Source organism: Bacteroidota bacterium (genome assembly GCA_036522515.1).
Taxonomy (GTDB): domain Bacteria; phylum Bacteroidota; class Ignavibacteria; order UBA10030; family SZUA-254; genus VBOC01.
Genome location: DATDFQ010000024.1, coordinates 132,943 through 151,957, shown reverse-complemented (window position 1 = coordinate 151,957; position 19,015 = coordinate 132,943). Strand labels below are relative to the sequence as shown.

The 19,015-nt window shown below is 61.1% G+C and carries 14 protein-coding genes; all 14 read left to right on the top strand.

All coding sequences use genetic code 11. The features are described 5' to 3' along the window. The first annotated feature begins 6 nt into the window (after nucleotides 1-6). The 14 genes from smc (at nucleotide 7) to recG (ending at nucleotide 18,970) form a co-directional block, all read left to right on the top strand. Nucleotides 7-3,588, top strand: coding sequence for a chromosome segregation protein SMC (gene smc, locus VI215_04050; GenBank protein ID HEY6191481.1), 3,582 nt, complete (start codon nucleotides 7-9; stop codon nucleotides 3,586-3,588). 62 nt (nucleotides 3,589-3,650) lie between these two features. After that, the gene (locus tag VI215_04045; GenBank protein ID HEY6191480.1) at nucleotides 3,651-4,424 is read left to right on the top strand and encodes an MtnX-like HAD-IB family phosphatase; all 774 of its coding nucleotides are present in this window, start codon (nucleotides 3,651-3,653) and stop codon (nucleotides 4,422-4,424) included. A gap of 6 nt (nucleotides 4,425-4,430) precedes the next feature. Continuing rightward, nucleotides 4,431-5,018, top strand: a complete 588-nt coding sequence (locus VI215_04040) for an isoprenylcysteine carboxylmethyltransferase family protein (protein ID HEY6191479.1) — start codon at nucleotides 4,431-4,433, stop codon at nucleotides 5,016-5,018. A gap of 36 nt (nucleotides 5,019-5,054) precedes the next feature. Further along, the gene (gene lpxB / locus VI215_04035) at nucleotides 5,055-6,191 is read left to right on the top strand and encodes a lipid-A-disaccharide synthase (protein ID HEY6191478.1); all 1,137 of its coding nucleotides are present in this window, start codon (nucleotides 5,055-5,057) and stop codon (nucleotides 6,189-6,191) included. Nucleotides 6,192-6,193: 2 nt separating this feature from the next. After that, nucleotides 6,194-7,228, top strand: coding sequence for a tetraacyldisaccharide 4'-kinase (gene lpxK, locus VI215_04030; GenBank protein ID HEY6191477.1), 1,035 nt, complete (start codon nucleotides 6,194-6,196; stop codon nucleotides 7,226-7,228). Continuing rightward, nucleotides 7,225-7,962 (top strand): type 1 glutamine amidotransferase, encoded by a 738-nt coding sequence (locus VI215_04025; protein HEY6191476.1) that lies wholly within the window; start codon nucleotides 7,225-7,227, stop codon nucleotides 7,960-7,962. The genes lpxK and VI215_04025 overlap by 4 nt, the downstream gene beginning before the upstream one ends. Beyond that, nucleotides 7,952-10,675, top strand: coding sequence for a pyruvate, phosphate dikinase (ppdK, locus tag VI215_04020; GenBank protein HEY6191475.1), 2,724 nt, complete (start codon nucleotides 7,952-7,954; stop codon nucleotides 10,673-10,675). The genes VI215_04025 and ppdK overlap by 11 nt, the downstream gene beginning before the upstream one ends. Nucleotides 10,676-10,693: 18 nt before the next feature. Further along, the gene (gene queA / locus VI215_04015) at nucleotides 10,694-11,731 is read left to right on the top strand and encodes a tRNA preQ1(34) S-adenosylmethionine ribosyltransferase-isomerase QueA (GenBank protein ID HEY6191474.1); all 1,038 of its coding nucleotides are present in this window, start codon (nucleotides 10,694-10,696) and stop codon (nucleotides 11,729-11,731) included. An 11-nt stretch (nucleotides 11,732-11,742) separates the two neighbouring features. Beyond that, entirely contained in the window at nucleotides 11,743-12,462 is a 720-nt protein-coding gene (gene ispD, locus VI215_04010; protein ID HEY6191473.1) for a 2-C-methyl-D-erythritol 4-phosphate cytidylyltransferase, read from the top strand. 60 nt (nucleotides 12,463-12,522) lie between these two features. Continuing rightward, the gene (plsY, locus tag VI215_04005) at nucleotides 12,523-13,224 is read left to right on the top strand and encodes a glycerol-3-phosphate 1-O-acyltransferase PlsY (GenBank protein ID HEY6191472.1); all 702 of its coding nucleotides are present in this window, start codon (nucleotides 12,523-12,525) and stop codon (nucleotides 13,222-13,224) included. A gap of 19 nt (nucleotides 13,225-13,243) precedes the next feature. Beyond that, nucleotides 13,244-14,242 carry an NAD(P)H-dependent glycerol-3-phosphate dehydrogenase gene (locus VI215_04000; GenBank protein HEY6191471.1) on the top strand — a complete coding sequence of 333 codons (999 nt, stop codon included), beginning with the start codon at nucleotides 13,244-13,246 and terminating at the stop codon, nucleotides 14,240-14,242. Between the two features lie 257 nt (nucleotides 14,243-14,499). After that, nucleotides 14,500-15,417, top strand: a complete 918-nt coding sequence (locus VI215_03995) for a serine hydrolase (GenBank protein HEY6191470.1) — start codon at nucleotides 14,500-14,502, stop codon at nucleotides 15,415-15,417. 39 nt (nucleotides 15,418-15,456) lie between these two features. Then, nucleotides 15,457-16,662: a hypothetical protein gene (locus VI215_03990; GenBank protein ID HEY6191469.1), complete on the top strand. Its 1,206-nt coding sequence runs from the start codon at nucleotides 15,457-15,459 to the stop codon at nucleotides 16,660-16,662. Nucleotides 16,663-16,768: 106 nt separating this feature from the next. Then, a complete protein-coding gene (gene recG / locus VI215_03985; GenBank protein HEY6191468.1) occupies nucleotides 16,769-18,970 on the top strand; it encodes an ATP-dependent DNA helicase RecG in 2,202 nt (733 codons plus the stop codon). Nucleotides 18,971-19,015: the final 45 nt, after the last annotated feature.

The following is a 19,015-nucleotide window of genomic DNA, read 5'->3' as shown; positions in this document are numbered from 1 at the left end:
CCGGCGATGTACCTCTCCAAAATAGAAGTCATCGGGTTCAAGTCGTTCGCCCAGCGGATCAACCTGAATTTCGACACAGGCGTGACCGCGATCGTGGGTCCGAACGGCTGCGGGAAGACGAACATCGTGGACGCCATACGGTGGGCGCTCGGCGAGCAGCGCTACAGCACGCTCCGGAGCGACAAGATGGAAGACGTGATCTTCAACGGGACAAAGAGCCGGAAACCGCTCGGCCTCGCGGAAGTCTCGCTTTCCATCGAGAACACCAAGGGGATCCTCCCGACCGAGTACTCCGAGGTGACCGTCACGCGCAGGGTCTTCCGTTCCGGCGAGAGCGAATACCTTCTGAACAAGGTCCCCTGCCGGCTCAAGGATATTCTGGACCTGTTCATGGACACCGGCATGGGGAGCGACGCGTACTCGGTGATCGAGCTGAAAATGGTGGAGACGATTCTCAGCGACAAGACCGACGAGCGCCGGCGGCTCTTCGAAGAGGCGGCCGGAGTGACCAAATACAAGTTCCGCCGCAAGGCCGCGATGCGCAAGCTCGAGAGCGTCCAGCAGGATCTGATGCGCGTCAGCGACATCGTCAAGGAAGTCCAGAAAACCGTCAACTCGCTCGAGCGCCAGGCGAAACGGGCCGAGCAGTACAACGAGGTCTCTTCCGAACTGAAGCGGCTCGAAGTCGATCTCCTCGAGCGCGAGTATGCGCACCTCCAGGGCAAGCTTGTGCCGCTCGAAGAGCGCTTCGCCTCCGCGAAGACCGACAAGTCGAGCATTCACGAAACGCTCCAGTCCCAGGAAGAGCGGGCCGACCTCCTCGGAAGCTCGCTCCGGGAGATCGAGGAGCAGCTCCAGCTGAAGCAGCGCGATACCGCCGCCCAGTTCGAGACGATCCACCGCGCCGAAGAGAGGATTCTCGTCGCGAACGAGCGTTCGAATTCGCTCGGATCGAACATCGAGCGGTACGAACAGGAGAAGACGGGCCTGCAGGGACAGCAGGAGCGCCTCGGCGCGGAACAGACGACCCTCCACGCGTCGGTCGAGCAGCTTCGTGTCGAGCTCGCTGCGTCGGAACAGCATTTTCTGGAAATGAAGGAGAACCGCCAGACGCAGGGGCGCGCGGTGGAGGCGAAAAAATCCGAGGTCGAAGCGTACAGGGTCTCGATCCTCGGGCTCGCGCACGAGCTCGTCGAGAAACGGGGCGAGCGGGACCGTATCACGGAGCGGATCCACAACCTGCAGGGAAGGATCGACCGCGCGAACGAGGAGAACGCCCTCTACGAGACCGACATCCTGAATAACGCCGAACGGGTCGCCCAGCTCACCGCGGAGGACCGCGAGTTGAGGAGGCAGTTCGTCGAGGCGGAGATGAAGCTGATGGAGCGCGAGAAGGCGAAGAAGGAGCTGAACGACGAAGTCGACCGCCTCCAGAAACAGTCCGACGCGCTCAGGAACGAAATCGAGCGAAAGGCGTCCCGGATCGATTTCCTCCGGAAAATGGTCGAAAGCAACGAGGGGTATTCCGAGGGGACGCGCTTCCTGCTCGGCAGCCACAAGTGGGTGGTGAAGAATCTTACGACGGTCGCTGACCTCGTGCATGCGGAAGAGCGATACCGCGTGGCGGTGGAGGCGGCTCTCGGCGAGGCGGCGCACATGCTCGTCGTGCGGGACGTCAAGGACGGGTACGCCGCGCTCGAGGAGCTCCGGCGCCAGGACAAGGGGAAAGCGACCTTCATCTGCCTCGATTGGGTGCCCAGGGTTTCCCGGCGCATAGGCCGGAGCAGCCGCAAAAGGAGGAAGGACGCCGCTCAATGCGTCTGGGCCCAGGATGTCGTGCACTGCGACCCCGCCTACCGTCCTCTGATCAATTTTCTCCTCCAGGACGTGGCGCTGGTGGGAACGCTCGACGCGGTCGCCGGAACCGTCAAAAACTTTTCCGGGGTGCGCTGCGTGACGCTCGACGGGCAGGTCGTTTCGACGACGGGGACGATCCGGGGCGGGAGCAAGCGGTTCGACGAGGGGGGAGTGATCGGCAAGAAAGAGCAGATCACCGAGCTCGGCGAAGGGATGAAGGAAACCGGCGTCCGTCTGGAGCGCATCGTGGAAGAAATCAAGGCGAAGAGCGCTTCCGCCGAGGCGCTCGAGGTGAAATCGTTCGTGGCGGCGGTGAAGAAAATTGAGAAGGACATGACCGCGATCGAGATGCGGATCGCCCAGATCGAATTTGAAAAGGGGCGCGCCAGAGACGCGGTGGGGCGAAATCAGTCGGAGACGGGCCTGCTCCAGGATGAAATCGTCAAGCTTCGTTTGAAGCATGAGGCGGCCACCGGAGATCTGGCGGCGAGCGAACAGAGGAAAACGGAGCACGAAGGGATGGCAGCCACTGCCGCGCGCGAGCTGGAGAAACTGGAGGCCGAGTGGACCGACCTGACCAGGAGCGTGAACGAGCTTGAAATCAAGGTGGTGACGCTCCAGGGCGACATCCGCAACACCGAACGGGACATCGAGCGGGGCGACGCCAGGTCGGAGGACATCCGGGTCACCCTCCTGCGCCGCGACGAGGAAATCACGCGCGCCCGCGAGGAAATCACGCGGCTCGGATCCCAGATCGCCTCCCAGACGGAGGAGCTGGCGGTGTTCCGGCAGAGCTTCCAGCGGCTGGAAGAGGAAGTCCGGGGGATCGAGGAGGCGCACTCCTCCAAGCGCAGCGAGCTTCACCAGATCGAGCTCAAGATGAAGGACGAGCGCCGGATGCACGAAGACTCGGTGGCGGCGGCCCACGAGCTCGAGATGAAAATCTCCGAGCTGAAATCGAATATCGAGCACCTGAAGGGGCGCGCGAAGGAGGAATTCGAGCTCGAACTCACCCTGAAGCCGTACCCCGAGGACGAGTGGGTCGACTTCGCGCAGCTCCGCGACGACATCAAGGGCCACAAGGACCGCATCCGGGTCCTCGGGGCGATCAACTTTGCGGCGTTCGACGAGTTCAAAGGCGAGAGCGAACGGCTGGCCTTCCTCACCGGCCAGCGGGACGACCTTCTCGAGGCCGAGAAGACGCTCCTCAGCACGATCGACGAGATCAACACGACGGCGCAGAACAAGTTCTCCGAGACGTTCTCGAAAATCCGGGACAACTTCATCACGACCTTCAAGGAGCTGTTCCAGGAAGGGGACGAGTGCGACCTCAGGATCGAGGAGGGAGTGGACCCCCTGGAGGCGAACATCGAGATCATCGCGAAGCCCCGGGGCAAGCGGCCCACTTCGATCGATCTGCTTTCCGGCGGTGAAAAGACGCTGACGGCCATCGCCCTTCTCTTCGCGATCTACCTTGTGAAACCGAGCCCGTTCTGCATTCTCGACGAGGTCGACGCGCCGCTCGACGATTCCAACATCGACCGGTACACGCGCATTCTCAAGAAATTCTCCAACAACACGCAGTTCATCGTGGTCACGCATAACAAGCGGACGATGGAAGCGGCGAGCGCGCTCTACGGCGTCACGATGGAAGAAGAGGGGATATCCAAGATTGTCACCGTCCGTTTCAACGAGGAAGCCCGCCTGCGGTCCGCGGCAGTCTCCGGTTAGTGCGCAGTCTCAAGCCCGTCAACGAATGAAGATGCTGACCAGGAGCATGTCAGCATGACGAGTTGTTGTATTGTGTTCTTCTCCTCAAGGCCTTCATGATCCGGACGTTCATCGATTTTGACGGTACGATCTCGCGCAAGGACGTCGGAGACCTGTTATTCGAGACCTTCGGAGGCCGCACGTGCCTCGAGCTGGTCGAACAGTACCGCGCGGGGACCCTCACAGCGACGGAATGTTTCCGCCGCGAGTGCGAAGCCTGCGGGGAAGTCGAACCGCAATCGCTCGACGCGTTTCTCGACGGCCAGGAGATCGATTCCACGTTTGCCGGATTTGTGAAGTTCTGCGAGGAGAGAGGGATCGGTTGCACGATCCTCAGCGACGGAATGGGGTACTACATCGCCCGGATCCTCAACAACAATGGCCTCGACCGCGTCCCGTTCTTCGCGAACACGCTGGAACTTGTGCCGGTCGACGGGAGTTCCCGCGTGCGGTTCCGGCCCTCGTTTCCCTACCGGGATGAAAACTGCGAGCGCTGCGCGTGTTGCAAGAGGAATCATATCCTGACCCTCTCGGCGGACGAGGACATCATCGTCTATGTCGGCGAGGGATATTCCGACCGGTGTCCCGCGCAATACGCCGACGTCGTTTTTGCGAAAGACGAGCTGATGGAGTACTGCCGGACATCCGGCATCCCGTTCGTGTCCTACCGGACGTTCGGGGATATCACGAAGCGGCTGGCGAAAATGATCGACCGCAAGGACCCGGTCGGCGGCGTGCGGCTCCGGAAACGCCGCCGCGCGGAGCTGGCCCGTTGCGAAGTCTACCTCGGCGGATGAGACGGTTTGCCCAAACCAATGGATCTACGACAACGATTATTCCAGTATCGCAGCTATACTCCGATCCCGTTCCTCGTCGCGATGATCGTCCTCGCCCGGCCGGCGCCGGCGGGCATGCTGGCGGGGTTTGCGGTGGTCGCCGCGGGAGAGATGTTGCGGCTCTGGGGCGTCTCGATCGCCGGCAGCGAAACGCGCACCACCGGGCCGGTCGGGGGAACGTATCTCATTACGCGGGGCCCGTTCGCCCACGTCCGAAACCCTCTCTATCTGGGGAACATGCTCATGTATCTCGGACTCGGAATCATGTCGAACGCGTTCTGGCTCTCTGTCGCCGCGGTGGTCTATTTCTTCTGGCAATATTCCCTGATCGTGAGCCTCGAAGAGGAATACCTGCTCAAGACGTTCAAGGACGAATTTATCCGCTACTGCGCGTCGGTTCCGAGGTTCCTTCCCCTGTTGAAGAAATATCCGGCGGGCTCGAATCCCCAGCCGGAGACGGACGTCCGGAGGGGATTGCGTTCTGAAAAAAGGACGCTGCAGGCGATTGCGATCCTCACCCTGCTTCTCTGCGCGATCTGGCGCGTACGGGGATAGCGGAGTGAACCGCTCCACGCACGGCCGGCGCGGCCGATGACGATGCGCATCATGATTGTCTCGGGGGAACCGTCGGGCGACCTGCACGGCTCCGGCCTCGTCCGCGAGTTGAAACGGCGAAGCCCCGGATGCGAGATTTTCGGAATCGGGGGCGACAAGATGCGCGCGGCGGGGATGGACCTGATCTATCATATCCGGGAACTCTCGGTTATGGGGTTCCTGGAAGTCATCCAGCATCTTCCGCTTCTCCGGTCCGTCGAGCGGACGCTCGAGGCGATCGTGAAGGCACGCAGGCCGTCGGTCCTTGTCCTGATCGACTATCCGGGCTTCAACCTGCGATTCGCCCGGGTCGCCAGAAAGCTCGGCATGAAGATCGTCTATTATATCAGCCCCCAGGTGTGGGCCTGGAACCCGGGACGGGTGAAAAAAATGAAGGGGTTGATCGACAAAATGCTCGTCGTGTTCCCGTTTGAAGTGGATCTCTACCGGGCCAATGGAATCGACGTCGAATTCACGGGGCACCCGCTGCTCGACGTCTTCACCGAGCCCCAGGGGCGTCCCGAGTTCTGCAAGCGGTACGGGTTTGATCCGGAGAAAAAGATCGTCGGACTCGCCCCCGGAAGCAGGAGACAGGAGATCGAGCGGATGTTTCCGGTGATGCTCGGGGCGGCGCGCATCCTGCACCGGGAGCTCGGTGTCCAGCTCGCCGTCGCCGTTTCCTCGGTGCTCGAGCTCGATTTTCTGAAGTCGTTCCTGCGCGACGACCTCCCGGTGGCGCTGATCCGGGACGCGACCTATGACGTGATGAAAAATTCGGACCTGGTGCTGGTGACTTCCGGCACGGCGACGCTCGAAACCGCGTATTACGGGACGCCGATGATTGTCGTGTACAAGACCTCGATCATGACCTACCTGATCGTCCGGCTCCTGATCCGGATCCGGAACATCGGTCTGGTCAATATCGTGGCCGGCGAGCAGGTGGTGCCGGAGCTCCTCCAGGGCCGGGCGACCGCGCCGCTCCTCGCGCGCGAGGCGGCGTCGCTCCTCGGCGATCCGGCTCGCCTGAAGGAGATCTCGCGCCGCCTCGGAACGGTGAAGGAAAGGCTCGGCACGCCCGGGGCGTCGGGAAGGGCCGCCGCTGCGGTTCTTGCGGTCGCATCGCAGGCGAGCTGAAGATGCTGGAGCGGTTTCTGCTTCCGGCGTCATGGCTCTACGGCTCCCTCGTCTGGTTGAGAAACAGATGCTATGACGCGCGCCTCTTCGGCGCCGTGCGGGCCGGCGTGCCCGTCATTTCCGTGGGCAACCTGACCGCGGGCGGAAACGGAAAAACGCCCTTTGTCGAATACCTTGTTCAATATTTCATGGGGGAACGGAAAAAAGTGGCTGTGCTGAGCAGAGGATACCTGCGCACGACGCGCGGGACGGTTGTCGTCTCCGACGGCGACACGGTCCGGGAGACGGCGGAGCGTTCGGGGGACGAGCCCTATCAGATCGCCAGGCGTTTTCCCGGCGCGGTCGTGATCTCGGACGAGAGCCGGGCGAAGTCCGCGAGGATCGCTGTCGACCGGTATCATGCCGACGTCATCCTCCTCGACGACGGTTTTCAGCACAGGGGAATCGGGCGGGACCTCGATATCGTTATGATCGGTGAATCCCCGGCCGCCACGCCGATGCTCCCGGCGGGATCGCGGCGCGAGCCGCTCTCGTCCCTCCGCCGTGCGGGGCTTCTGGTCGTCTCGGGTCCGGCCGGCCGGAGCGCCGGACAGAACGGGCTGGTCAGATACTCCGCCGCCCCGGAAGTCAGAGTTCGATTTGTGCCCGACAGAGTTTCCCCTCTCTTCGGGGGGAAAGATCTCGCGACTGAGGATCTGCGCGGAAAATCTGTTTTTGCCTTTTCCGGAATCGCGAATCCATCCAGGTTCACGGAGATGTTGAAAGAAATGGGCGCCGTCATGCGCGATTCCATGACATACCCCGATCATCACCCCTACCCGGCGGATGATCTGCAGCGCATCAAGGGTAGGTATGACCGGTCGGGCGCCGCGATGATGGTGACCACCGAGAAAGATGCCGTTCGCCTCGGTGGAATGGAGAGCGAATCGCCGCTTAAGGGGATGCCGGTCTATTTCGTGAGGATCAGGACGGAGATCGTAGAGGGAAGGGAATTGCTCCACTCGCTTCTCGAGCGGACCGTCGGAGGGACAACATGATGAGAATCGGTGTTACCGACACGATGGGCGATCCGGCGAAGTTTCAGAGGTATCTCGCGTGGCTGCGGACCGGAACGATTCCCGTCGAATGCAAAGTGCTTTCCTACCTCCGGGACGATGCCGGCTCGGCCGATCAGTGCGACGGCATCGTGCTGACCGGAGGAGGGGACGTCGACCCTGCGATCTTCGGAGGGCGCGCGGACCATCCGAAGCTCAAGGATGTCGACAGGAAGCGCGACGACTTCGAGCGCGGGATCCTCGACCACGCGCTGAAGGCGGACATGCCGGTTCTCGGGATCTGCCGGGGATTGCAGATCGCCAACGTCCATCTCGGAGGCACCCTGATCCCCGATCTTGAAGATGCCGGGTATAAGGGGCACAAGGGCCGGGGCGGCCGCGAGAGCTTCCACCCGCTCGAAGTCGAGGGCGACAGCCTTCTCCGCGAGGCGGTGAGGGTCTCCCGCGGTCCGGTGAATTCCAGCCACCACCAGTCGGCCGACAAGCTCGGCGCGGGCTTGAGAGTCGCCGCGCGCGCGGCTGACGGCATCGTCGAGGCGATGCAATGGAAGGATTCGGCGCGGAAGCCCTTCTTCCTCCTCGTCCAGTGGCATCCCGAGCGGATCATGGACCCCGAAGAGCCGTTTTCGTCCTTACTCTTAAAAAGCTTTTTACGAGCGGTACAAACGAACGACAACACACACCCGAACCTGCGGAGAGAACAGAATGTCACGTAAGTATATCTATTCATTTGGCGGCGGAAAAGCGGACGGCAAGGCGGACATGAAGCTCTTGCTGGGTGGAAAAGGGGCGAACCTGGCCGAGATGACGAACATCGGATTGCCCGTACCACCGGGATTTACGATCACGACGGAGATGTGCGCGTACGTCCGGGACCATAAGGGCGCAACGCCCCGGGGCTTCCGGAAGAAAGTCCTGGAGGCCCTTCGCCGGGTCGAGCGCAGCACAGGCAAGAAATTCGGAGACCCGAAAAACCCCCTCCTCGTGTCGGTGCGTTCCGGCGCGCCCGCTTCGATGCCCGGGATGATGGACACCATCCTCAACCTCGGACTGAACGAGCAGACCGTCAAGGGCCTCGTCGCGAAAACCGGAAACGAGCGGTTCGCGTATGATTCCTACCGCCGGCTCGTCCAGATGTACGGGGACGTCGTCCTCGGCCTCAAGCCCGCGACCGAGAACGACCGGGACCCGTTCGAAGTGATCATCGAGGCGAAGAAGGCGTCGCGCGGAGTCCAGAACGACACCGACCTGACCGCCGCCGACCTTCGCGAGCTGGTCGGCCTCTTCCAGGCCGAAATCAGGAAGAAGCTTCGTGTCGACTTTCCCCAGGATCCCCTGCAGCAGCTCTGGGGCGCCGTCGACGCGGTCTTCAAGTCGTGGATGAACGAGCGGGCCATCGCCTACCGGAAGATGAACCAGATCCCCGAGCACTGGGGCACGGCCGTGAACGTTCAGGCGATGGTGTTCGGCAACATGGGGGAAAACTCCGGGACCGGGGTCGCGTTCACGCGGAATCCCGCCTCGGGCGAAAACTCGTTCTACGGCGAATTCCTCCTGAACGCGCAGGGAGAAGACGTCGTCGCGGGAACCCGGACGCCGATCGAAATCTCCGGGCTCGCCGACATTTATCCCAGGATCCACGCCCAGTTGTTGAAGGTCCGGAAGCGGCTCGAGCGCCACTACCACGACATGCAGGATTTCGAATTCACGATCGAGCGCGGGAAACTCTATATGCTGCAGACGCGCAACGGGAAGCGGACCGGCCTCGCGGCGTTGAGGATCGCGGTCGAGATGGTCGCCGAGAAGCTGATCAAACCGGCGGAGGCGCTCATCCGCGTCGAGCCGGAACAGTTGAACCAGCTCCTGCGGCCGGTGTTCGATTCCGAAGAAAAGACGAAGGCGGTCAGGGGCGGGCGCCTCCTCGCCAAAGGCCTGAACGCCGGCCCGGGCGCCGCCACGGGCAAAGTGGTCTTCAGCGCCTCGGATGCCGAGGAATGGAAGCAGAGGGGCGAAGCGGTCATTCTTGTCCGAATGGAGACTTCTCCGGAAGACATCAAGGGGATGGACGCCTCCGAAGGGATCCTCACCGCACGGGGAGGCATGACTTCCCATGCCGCGCTCGTGGCGCGACAGATGGGGAAGGTCTGCATCGCGGGATGCGGCGCGCTCGACCTCGATTATGTCAGCAAGACGATGCGGGTGAACGGATCGGTCATCCGGCAGGGCGATTTCCTCTCGATCGACGGGACGACGGGCGAGGTAATCAGCGGCCGCATCGAGACGAAGCCCTCGGACATCATCCGGGTTCTCGTGACGAAGGAACTGGCGGGGGACGACTCCCCCGTCTATGGGATGTTCCGCAAACTGATGGAGTGGTCCGATAAATTCCGGGTGCTGAAAGTACGAACCAACGCCGACCAGCCCGACCAGAGTGAAGTGGCGATCGCTTTCGGAGCGGAGGGGATCGGACTCTGCAGGACCGAGCACATGTTTTTCGGGGGCGACCGCATCGACGCCGTCCGGGAGATGATCCTGGCCGACGACCGCGCGGGAAGGCGCCGGGCGCTCGACAAGCTGCTTCCGATGCAGCGCGAGGATTTCGCCGGAATCTTCCGCGTGATGCAGGACCGTCCGGTGACGATCCGGACGCTCGACCCGCCGCTGCACGAGTTTCTTCCGCACGAGGAGAAGGAGATCCGGGAGCTTTCGCAGAAGATAGGGGTCCCCGCGGAGCGGATCGTTCAGAGAATCAGCCAGCTCAAGGAATTCAATCCGATGCTCGGGAACCGGGGATGCAGGCTCGGGATCGTCTTCCCCGAGATCACGGAGATGCAGGCCCGCGCGATCTTTGAAGCCGCATGCCAGGCGAAGCGGGAAGGAATAGACGTCCATCCCGAAGTGATGATCCCCCTCGTGGGCTTCGTCAGGGAGCTCGAGGAGCAGGAAAAGATTGTCCGCCGCGTCGCGGAAGAGGTGTTCCGGGAGAGGGGAGAGCGGGTTTCCTATCTCGTCGGCACGATGATCGAGCTTCCCCGCGCGGCGATCACGGCCGACGCGATCGCGGGAGTCGCGGAGTTCTTCTCGTTCGGCACGAACGACCTGACCCAGACCACGCTCGGGGTCTCCCGCGACGACGCGGGGAGCTTCCTCCCCCTCTACATCGATCACCGCATCATCGACACCGATCCGTTCCAGACGCTCGACCGGAAGGGAGTGGGGGTGCTCATGAAAATAGCCGTCGAGGGAGGGCGGTCCACCAGGGCCGACATCAAGATCGGCATCTGCGGCGAGCACGGGGGCGACCCGAAGTCGGTGGAGTTCTGTTCCCAGCTCGGCGTCAACTATGTCAGCTGTTCGCCCTATCGCGTTCCGATCGCCCGGCTTGCCGCGGCCCAGGCCGCGCTTCGCGCAACCAAAAAGTCTCAATAACACTGAAGGTGCTCCCCAATGAAGCTCTCTGATTTCAAGTATCCGCTCCCCCGGAACCTCATCGCCAAACATCCGGCAAAACCGAGGGATTCCTCGCGGCTGATGGTGTTGAATCGCGCTCTCGACAGCATCGACGAGAAACGGTTCACCGACGTCGCCGACTATTTCAAGAAAGGCGATTGCCTGGTGGTCAACCAGACGAAAGTCTTCCCCGCGCGGCTCTTCGGCAAGAAGGAGAAGACGAACGCGAAAATCGAGGTCTTCCTTCTCCGGGAACTCAACCCCGAGGAGAATATCTGGGACGTGATCGTCGATCCGGCGCGGAAGGTGCGCATCGGGAACAAGATCTATTTCGACGACGGGAAGATCTGGTGCGAGGTGATCGATAATACGACCTCCCGCGGCCGGACGGTGAGGTTCAATTACAAGAACGATCTCTTCAAGGTCATCGAACGGATCGGGATGACGCCGCTTCCGCATTACATCAAGCGGGAGCCGGAGGAATCCGACAAGGAGTATTACCAGACGGTCTATGCGAAGAACATCGGTTCGGTCGCGGCGCCCACCGCCGGCCTCCATTTTACGAAGCGGCTTCTCGCCCAGCTGGAGAAGAAGGGAGTGAAGGTCGCCCCCGTCACCCTGCACCTCGGACTCGGTTCGTTCCGCCCCGTCGAGGTGGAGGACCTCTCGAAGCACAAGATGGACTCCGAGTACTACGAGATCCCGCAGTTCACCGTGGACATCGTCAACCGGACGATCGACAGCCGGGGGAACGTGTTCGTGGCGGGGACGAGCACGACCAGGGCCATCGAATCGAGCGTGACGACGACCGGGCACCTGAAAGCGAACAAGGGCTGGACGGACAAGTTCATCTTTCCGCCGTACGACTTCAAGATCGTCGACCACCTGATTACGAACTTCCACATGCCGGAATCGACCCTGCTGATGCTCTCCTGCGCCTTCGCCGGCCGGGATTTCGTCATGCGGGCGTATAAGAAAGCGATCAAGGAGCGGTGGCGTTTCTACAGCTACGGCGACGCAATGCTCATCATCTGAGAGCCTGATCCGTGCTGCAAAACGGGAGAGTTGGCGTTGTGATTCCTGCGGCGGGGCGGGGGGTCCGTATGGGCCCCCGTGGTCCCAAGCAGTTTTTCGACCTTGACGGAAAGCCGATCGTCGCCTGGACCATCGAACATTTTCAGAATTGCCCGGAAGTCGACTCGATCGTCCTGGTTGTCGGAAAAGACCAGATCGGGGAGATGAGGAAAATTGTGACGCAGTACCGTTTTTCGAAGGTCCTTGCGGTCGCCGAAGGGGGCATACGGCGCCAGGATTCGGTCAGGAACGGGCTCCGGTTGCTCGAGGGTCTCAGCGTGGAGACCGTCATCGTGCACGACGCGGTCCGGCCGTTCATCGACGTCAAAATCGTTCAGGATGTCCTGGCCGCCCTGAGCCGCGCGGATGCCGCTCTGATCGCGATCCCCGTCACCGACACCATCAAGATCGCGGGTGCCGGAGGGTTGGTACAATCGACGCCCCCCCGGGACGAGCTCTGGATCGCGCAGACCCCCCAGGCCTTCAGGTATGCCGACCTCCGCGGCGCTTTTGAGCATTCCGATGCGGACGGGTTCACCGGTACCGACGAGGCGAGCCTGGTGGAACGGACAGGGAAGACGGTCGCAATCGTCCCGGGCGCCTACGAAAACATCAAGATTACGACCCCCGAGGATTATGAGCTCGCAAAGCTGATCGCAACGCGGAAGCGATCCTCAGCACACACATCTTGATTTAATGCTTAAATTTAGTATCTTAAATGGAGTTAAATAGCACACTTTAAAGGGTTTTTCATGCTGCCACTTGCAATCGTCGTTATTTTAAGCTATTTCGTCGGATCGATCCCCACGAGCATCATCGTCTCGAAGCTTTCGCGGGGGATAGACATTCGCAAGCATGGCAGCGGAAATGCCGGCGGAACAAACGTATTCCGGGTCCTCGGCCCCAAACTCGGGCTGCTCGTGATCGCCCTCGACATCCTGAAGGGGTATGTCGCGACGATGCTCGTGACGAAGCTGATGTACGGGCCGACTCCCTTCACAAACCGGACGCCGTTCGAAGATTTCACTGTCATTCAGATTATCGCCGGATGCGCCGCGATTCTCGGCCACGTCTGGACCGCCTTCGGCGGGTTCCGCGGCGGAAAAGGGATCGCCACCGCGGGCGGAGTCCTTCTCGGACTTGCCACAATTGAGTTGCTCGTCGCGATCGGCGTTTTTTCGCTCGTCTTTCTGATTTCGAGGTACGTCTCCCTCGGGTCCATCACGGCTGCGGTCGCGTTTCCTTTGACGATGCTCTTCCGCCACAACCTCTTTCACGCGGATTTACAGGGGTATCACACGCTGATCTTCTTCAGCGTCGGGATCTCCCTGTTGCTGATCTTCACGCACCGCTCGAACATCAAGCGCCTGCTGGCCGGCACTGAAAACCGGCTTACGCATGTTCCCCTCCTCAGAAAGAACAGGGACGGGAGCGGGCGTCGCCCGAACACGTAAACCTCGCCAAGAACCTCCGATGCGCATCACGGTGCTGGGTGCCGGCAGTTGGGGTACAACGCTCGCCGTCCTGCTCAGCTCCAATTCCCACCAGGTGATTCTCTGGGCGCATCGCGAGGACCATGCCCAGGCGATCATCGCGAGCCGGGAGAACCGCACGCTCCTTCCCGGCGTCAAAATCCCCGGCAATATCGAAATCACCAGCGACCTCGAACAATCGGTCTCGCACTGCGACCTGCTCGTCGCCGCCGTGCCGGTTCAATTCATCCGCCCGATCGGTGAGCGGCTCCGGAGCCACGATTTCACCTCCACGACGATCGTCAACGTCTCGAAAGGGATCGAGAACAGTTCCCTGATGACGATGTCCGGCGTGTTGCTGGACGTGCTGCCCACCGTCAGGCAGGAGAACATCGTCACCCTTTCCGGTCCGAGCTTCGCCGAAGAAGTGAGCAGGCAGGTCCCGACCGCGGTCGTTGCCGCCTCGACCGATCTGGGGGTTGCGAAGAAGGTGCAGCAGGCGTTCATGACCCCGTATTTCAGGGTCTATTCGAGCGACGACATCCGTGGCGTCGAACTGGCGGGGTCGATCAAGAACGTGATCGCGATCGGCGCGGGCATCGCCGACGGGGCCGGATTCGGGGACAACACGAAAGCCGCAATCATGACCCGCGCGACGGTGGAACTCTCGAGGCTCGGAACGGTGATGGGCGCCCAGCAAAGGACCTTCGCCGGGCTGTCCGGTATCGGCGATCTTATCGCAACCTGCATGAGCAAGCACAGCCGGAACCGGCACGTGGGAGAGGAGATCGGAAAGGGGAGGAAATTGCGCGCCGTGCTCGCGGACATGGTGATGGTCGCCGAGGGGGTGGCGACGACCCGGTCGGTCCACGATCTTTCCGTGAAATACAACGTGGAGTTGCCGATCAGCAACGAAGTCTTCGAGGTTCTCTTCGAAGACAAGGACCCCATCGCCGCGACCTCGGATCTGATGACACGGGATGCAAAGGGGGAGGGGTAAGACCCAATTGTCATCCTGAGCCCCGCCTTCGCGGGGTAAACTCCGCGAAGGATCCCCACGACCGTCAATAAAATCCGCGACCCTCAGGTCGCGGACCGCAGCCTAAAGGCTGCGGCTACCAAGCGAAACCGCCAGAGGCAACGGTAGCCACGACCTTCAGGTCGTGGGCTTTTAACCGCAGCCTAAAGGCTGCGGCTACCAAGCCCGAATCATCCTCGTTCCCACGCTCTGCGTGGGAATGCAAAGCGGCAAATGAAATGTCCGGAACAAGATACTTGAGGATTATTCTCCTTTTCATCCTTGCTCCCCTGGTCCTTCAAGCCCAGAATCGGGAGGGGCTCGAGGAGCGCATTAGGGGGTTCGCGGCCGAATTCGGCGGGCGAGTGGGAGTCTCCGCGGTAGACCTCGGGTCGGGTGAGCGCATCTCAGTGAATGCCGACTCGCTCTTTCCGACCGCGAGCGTGATCAAGCTGCCTGTTCTCGTGACACTCTTTTATCGTTTGGAGAAGGAGCCCACTCTGGGGGACAAGCCGGTCCTCCTTGCAGACAGCGTCAGGAAGCCGGGCTCGGGGATTCTGCAGTATGTGCATGGAGGGCAGAGCCTGAAACTGATCGATGTCGCAACGCTGATGATCATACTTAGCGACAACACTGCGACGAACTATGTCATCGACCAGTTCGGGAGGGAGCATGATGAGAAGCTCGAAGCGGTAAATTCTACAATGAGGGAACTGGGGCTGGCCCACACGAAATTGCTCAATAAGGTTTACTCGTTTCGCACGAAGAAAAAAACCGAGGAAGCGCGGCGCTTCGGATTGGGTGTCAGCTCTCCCGCCGACATGGTGAAACTGCTCGAGCTCATTGCCCGGGGAGAAATCGTCGACCGGAAGAGCTGCGATTCAATGGTGGCGATCCTGCGAAATCAGCAGGATATTCTCATGGCGGCCCGGCTCCTTCCGTTCCAGGATGACTCAACCCTCTGGATCGGTAACAAGACCGGATCCCTGGACGAGGTCAAGAACGATGTGGGAATCGTGGGATGCTCAAAGGGGCGTTACGCATATGCGATCTTTTGCTCGGACTCTAAGGACCCCGGCGAGCAGGTCGATAATCGCGCGACGCTCGCCGTGGCCAGGATCTCGCGGCTGCTCTACGACCACTTTCTAAAACGTTAGAGCGCGTTTGATACATTGTCAACCAAGCGGAGGATTTCCATGAATGCGATTATCAAGATCTCCCATAGTCTCGCTTGTCTGGCAATTCTCTTGCTTGGCACCTCATCTACCGCTCCCGCCGCAGGTTCCCGCAGCGGTACGGAGGTGAACATCATACTCCCCGAATCCTTTTCCAGATTCGGTTCCGGCTTCTGGGCCTCAGGTGGCGCGGGCGTAGCCGGGTTGGGAATGCCGGGAGCCCCGTTCGCGAATCCTGCTGCGCTGAATTATCCCAACCTTGAGCTCTACATCGAAGCAACGCAACGGTTGAATACCACCTGGCTGGCCGGCATCGACTACGACGGCCAGACGATTGTTCCGTCGTTCGCCTCGGCCGGTTTTTCAACCGGGGCGGCCAGTCTTGCCTTCGGCTACGCCAACCTGTTCGATCTCAATTTGTCTCTCAAGGTTCCAGAGGCGACCGAGAATTTTCCCGAAGGTACGGGGCGATTTTTCGAGGCCGGCCGAAGCGTCAAGGCCCATGCGTTGTTCAGTTCTGTCGGCTATACCGTCGACGAGAAGCTATCCCTGGGGTTGACCGCCGGCATCCATTATGTTCACATCCATGATTACATATTCAACGTGACCGCCGACGGCGGAGGGTTCGGGCTTCTCCTGGTCGGGGGCGGACTCTTCCGGATCTCCGACCGCTTCAGCGTCGGAAGCACTCTCCATTTCGAGTCTCCGACTACCTTTACGGGCTCGTACCAGGGTCCTTCCCTTCTGTCTGTGAACGACACTTCGAGGCCGGGGTTTACCGCCCTTCGGGAGACGTATGAATTCAAAGCCAGCTTTCCCTGGTCCGTCAATCTTGGTGCCGCATGGGCCGCCTCTCCCAGCGTGGACCTCCTCGCGAGCGTCGAGTACCAGCACTGGTCCCATCTCGCCGAGGGCTACAGCAATCTCTTTCAGTTCCATATCGGGGCGCAGATTGAATTGTCCGAGGCTGTGAATCTCCACGCGGGCTTCTTCACGCAGGCGGCTCCGCAGCAGATCGACGAAAATCCCCTTTCGGAAAACTTCCTGACCGCCGGATTCCGCTGGAGGATGTCGCCTGCCTTTGCGGTTTCGGCGAATGTGATCGACAGTCACCTGGCGAGCACCTCGCCGGACGTCCCGTTCTCGGGATTCCCCGATGCGCGTTTCAGGCAGTCCGCGATTTCCCTCGGTGTGACCTATACGATGCCCGGAAGCCACGAGGAATAATTCACGGGTCGTATCCTGCGTTGCTCTATAGCTCGTCATCCCGGCATGTTTCAGGTCGGGATCTTTATTCTTTGTCACACTCTCTTCCTCATCCATATCGTTAGGAATGTCGGCTCAGAGGGATCCTGATACTCCCATACAGTACCTCCCGAAAATAGGGCCGAAGCGCGCAGAGGCGCTTGCCGAGCTCGGCATCAAGACGGTCCGCGATCTCCTCTATTATCTGCCTTTCGGATACCTCGATCTTTCCGCCGTGGAAACGATCGGCAACCTCCGCGGCCTGATCGATTCAGGCCGGTGGATCACGGTGATCGGAACCGTGGCCACATCCAGCCTTCTCGGACGCCCGCCCCGCCAGCGGCTTGCGGTGGTGCTGGGGGATGAGACCGGCAAAGTGCAGCTCGTATTCTTCAGGGCCGTCCACTACTTCAAGAAGGCGTTCACCGAGGGTGAAACTCTCGCGGTGAGCGGGAGGGTGACGGGGTACCGGGGGAAACCGCAACTTGTCCACCCCTCGATCGACCGGATAGATCCTGCCGTGGGGGAGGGAGCCGGCGGTTTTCTGCATACAGGGGGGATCGTCCCGAAGTATCGCTCCTCGGGAGAGATGAAGGACGCGCGGCTCCATGTCAAGGGATTGCGGGAGATCATGAAGTCCGCGGTCGACGGCTACGTGGACGCGATCGGTGAGACGCTTCCGGCCGGGCTCGCGGAGAAACTCTCGTTGATTTCCATCCAGTCCGCCCTTCGCTCCATCCATTTCCCGGAGTCGAAGGAAACGCTCGAGCTCGCCCGGAGGCGCCTCAAATTCGACGAACTCTTCACCATGCAGCTGCTGCTCGCCCTCCGCCGGAGCCATGTGAAAGTGGGGACGGGGGGAATCATCTTCGAAACCCGGAGCAAGCTCGCGCGGAAGCTTGTCGATTCGCTCCCGTTCAGGCTGACCGTCGCGCAGACGCGCGTCATCAACGAGATCGCCGCCGACATGAGCTCCCCCAAGCCGATGAACCGCCTCCTGCAGGGGGACGTGGGGAGCGGAAAGACCATTGTGGCCCTCATCGCCATGCTGATCGCCGTCGAGAACGGGTACCAGGCGGCGTTCATGGCGCCCACCGAAATCCTCGCCGAGCAGCACTTCCTGAGCCTGAAGAGCTTTCTCAACGATCTTCCGGTGACCGCCCGGTTATTGATCGGCGGACAGAAGGCCCGGCTCCGTGAGGATGTCCTGGAGGATGTCCGGCGCGGATCGGCGCAAATTGTGATCGGCACGCACGCGCTGATTCAGGAGTCGGTGGAGTACGCCCGGCTCGGCCTGGCCGTCGTCGACGAGCAGCACAGGTTCGGGGTCGCCCAGAGAGTAGCCCTTGCGGGCAAGGGGAAGGCGGAGGGGGAGATCGCCCCCCGGCCCGACATCCTGGTCATGACCGCGACTCCCATCCCCAGGACCCTCTCCCTCACGGTCTATGGCGATCTGGACGTCTCCGTCATCGACGAAATACCCTCGAACCGCAAACCGGTACGCACCTTCGTCAAATTCGAATCCGAGCGGAATTCGGTCTATCGATTCATCGGCGAACATCTCGGGAAGGGGCGCCAGGCCTATATCATCTATCCCCTGATCGAGGAATCCGAGAAGCTCGACCTGAAGGCGGCGACGGAGAGCTATGAGACGCTCAAGACGACGGTCTTCAAGGAGCGGAGAGTCGGACTGATCCACGGCCGCATGACGACCGAGGAGAAGGATGCGGTGATGGGCGCCTTCAAGGAGGGGAAGTTGGACGTGCTGGTGTCGACCACGGTGATCGAGGTGGGCATCGATATCCCCAATGCCGTCGTCATGGTCATCGAGCATGCCGAGAGGTTCGGACTCTCCCAGCTCCACCAGCTGAGAGGCCGGGTCGGCAGAGGGGCCGAACAGTCTTTCTGTCTCCTCCTCGCGCCCGATTGGATGCGTTCCCCTCTTTCCAAGGCCTCGGCGACGGCGGACCTCTATGGCAACGAGGATGAGAAACAAAAAGCAATCCGGCGGCTGAGCACCATGCTCGAGACGCATGATGGCTTCAGAATCGCTGAAATCGACCTGGAAATGAGGGGTCCGGGAGATTTTTTCGGGACCCGCCAGAGCGGCTTGCCCGAACTTCAAATTGCAAACCTCGCAACGGACAAGGAACTTCTGTCGATCGCGCGGAGCGAAGCCTTCGATCTGATCGAGAGAGATCCGCATCTCCGTCTTGCGGAAGATCTCCCTCTCCGGGACTACCTCCTCACCCGCATGAAGGTCGCGTTGTCGATGATCGACGCCGGCTGAGATCGTTAGAACTTTCTAACGATGGTCGCGCGCATCTTCGCGCGA

Coding starts and splice junctions, on each gene's coding strand:
- recG (HEY6191468.1), top strand. CDS start 16,769: ATGTCGGCTCAGAGGGATCCTGATACTCCCATACAGTACCTCCCGAAA.
- VI215_04000 (HEY6191471.1), top strand. CDS start 13,244: ATGCGCATCACGGTGCTGGGTGCCGGCAGTTGGGGTACAACGCTCGCC.
- lpxK (HEY6191477.1), top strand. CDS start 6,194: ATGCTGGAGCGGTTTCTGCTTCCGGCGTCATGGCTCTACGGCTCCCTC.
- VI215_03995 (HEY6191470.1), top strand. CDS start 14,500: ATGTCCGGAACAAGATACTTGAGGATTATTCTCCTTTTCATCCTTGCT.
- VI215_04025 (HEY6191476.1), top strand. CDS start 7,225: ATGATGAGAATCGGTGTTACCGACACGATGGGCGATCCGGCGAAGTTT.
- plsY (HEY6191472.1), top strand. CDS start 12,523: ATGCTGCCACTTGCAATCGTCGTTATTTTAAGCTATTTCGTCGGATCG.
- smc (HEY6191481.1), top strand. CDS start 7: ATGTACCTCTCCAAAATAGAAGTCATCGGGTTCAAGTCGTTCGCCCAG.
- VI215_03990 (HEY6191469.1), top strand. CDS start 15,457: ATGAATGCGATTATCAAGATCTCCCATAGTCTCGCTTGTCTGGCAATT.
- lpxB (HEY6191478.1), top strand. CDS start 5,055: ATGACGATGCGCATCATGATTGTCTCGGGGGAACCGTCGGGCGACCTG.
- queA (HEY6191474.1), top strand. CDS start 10,694: ATGAAGCTCTCTGATTTCAAGTATCCGCTCCCCCGGAACCTCATCGCC.
- ppdK (HEY6191475.1), top strand. CDS start 7,952: ATGTCACGTAAGTATATCTATTCATTTGGCGGCGGAAAAGCGGACGGC.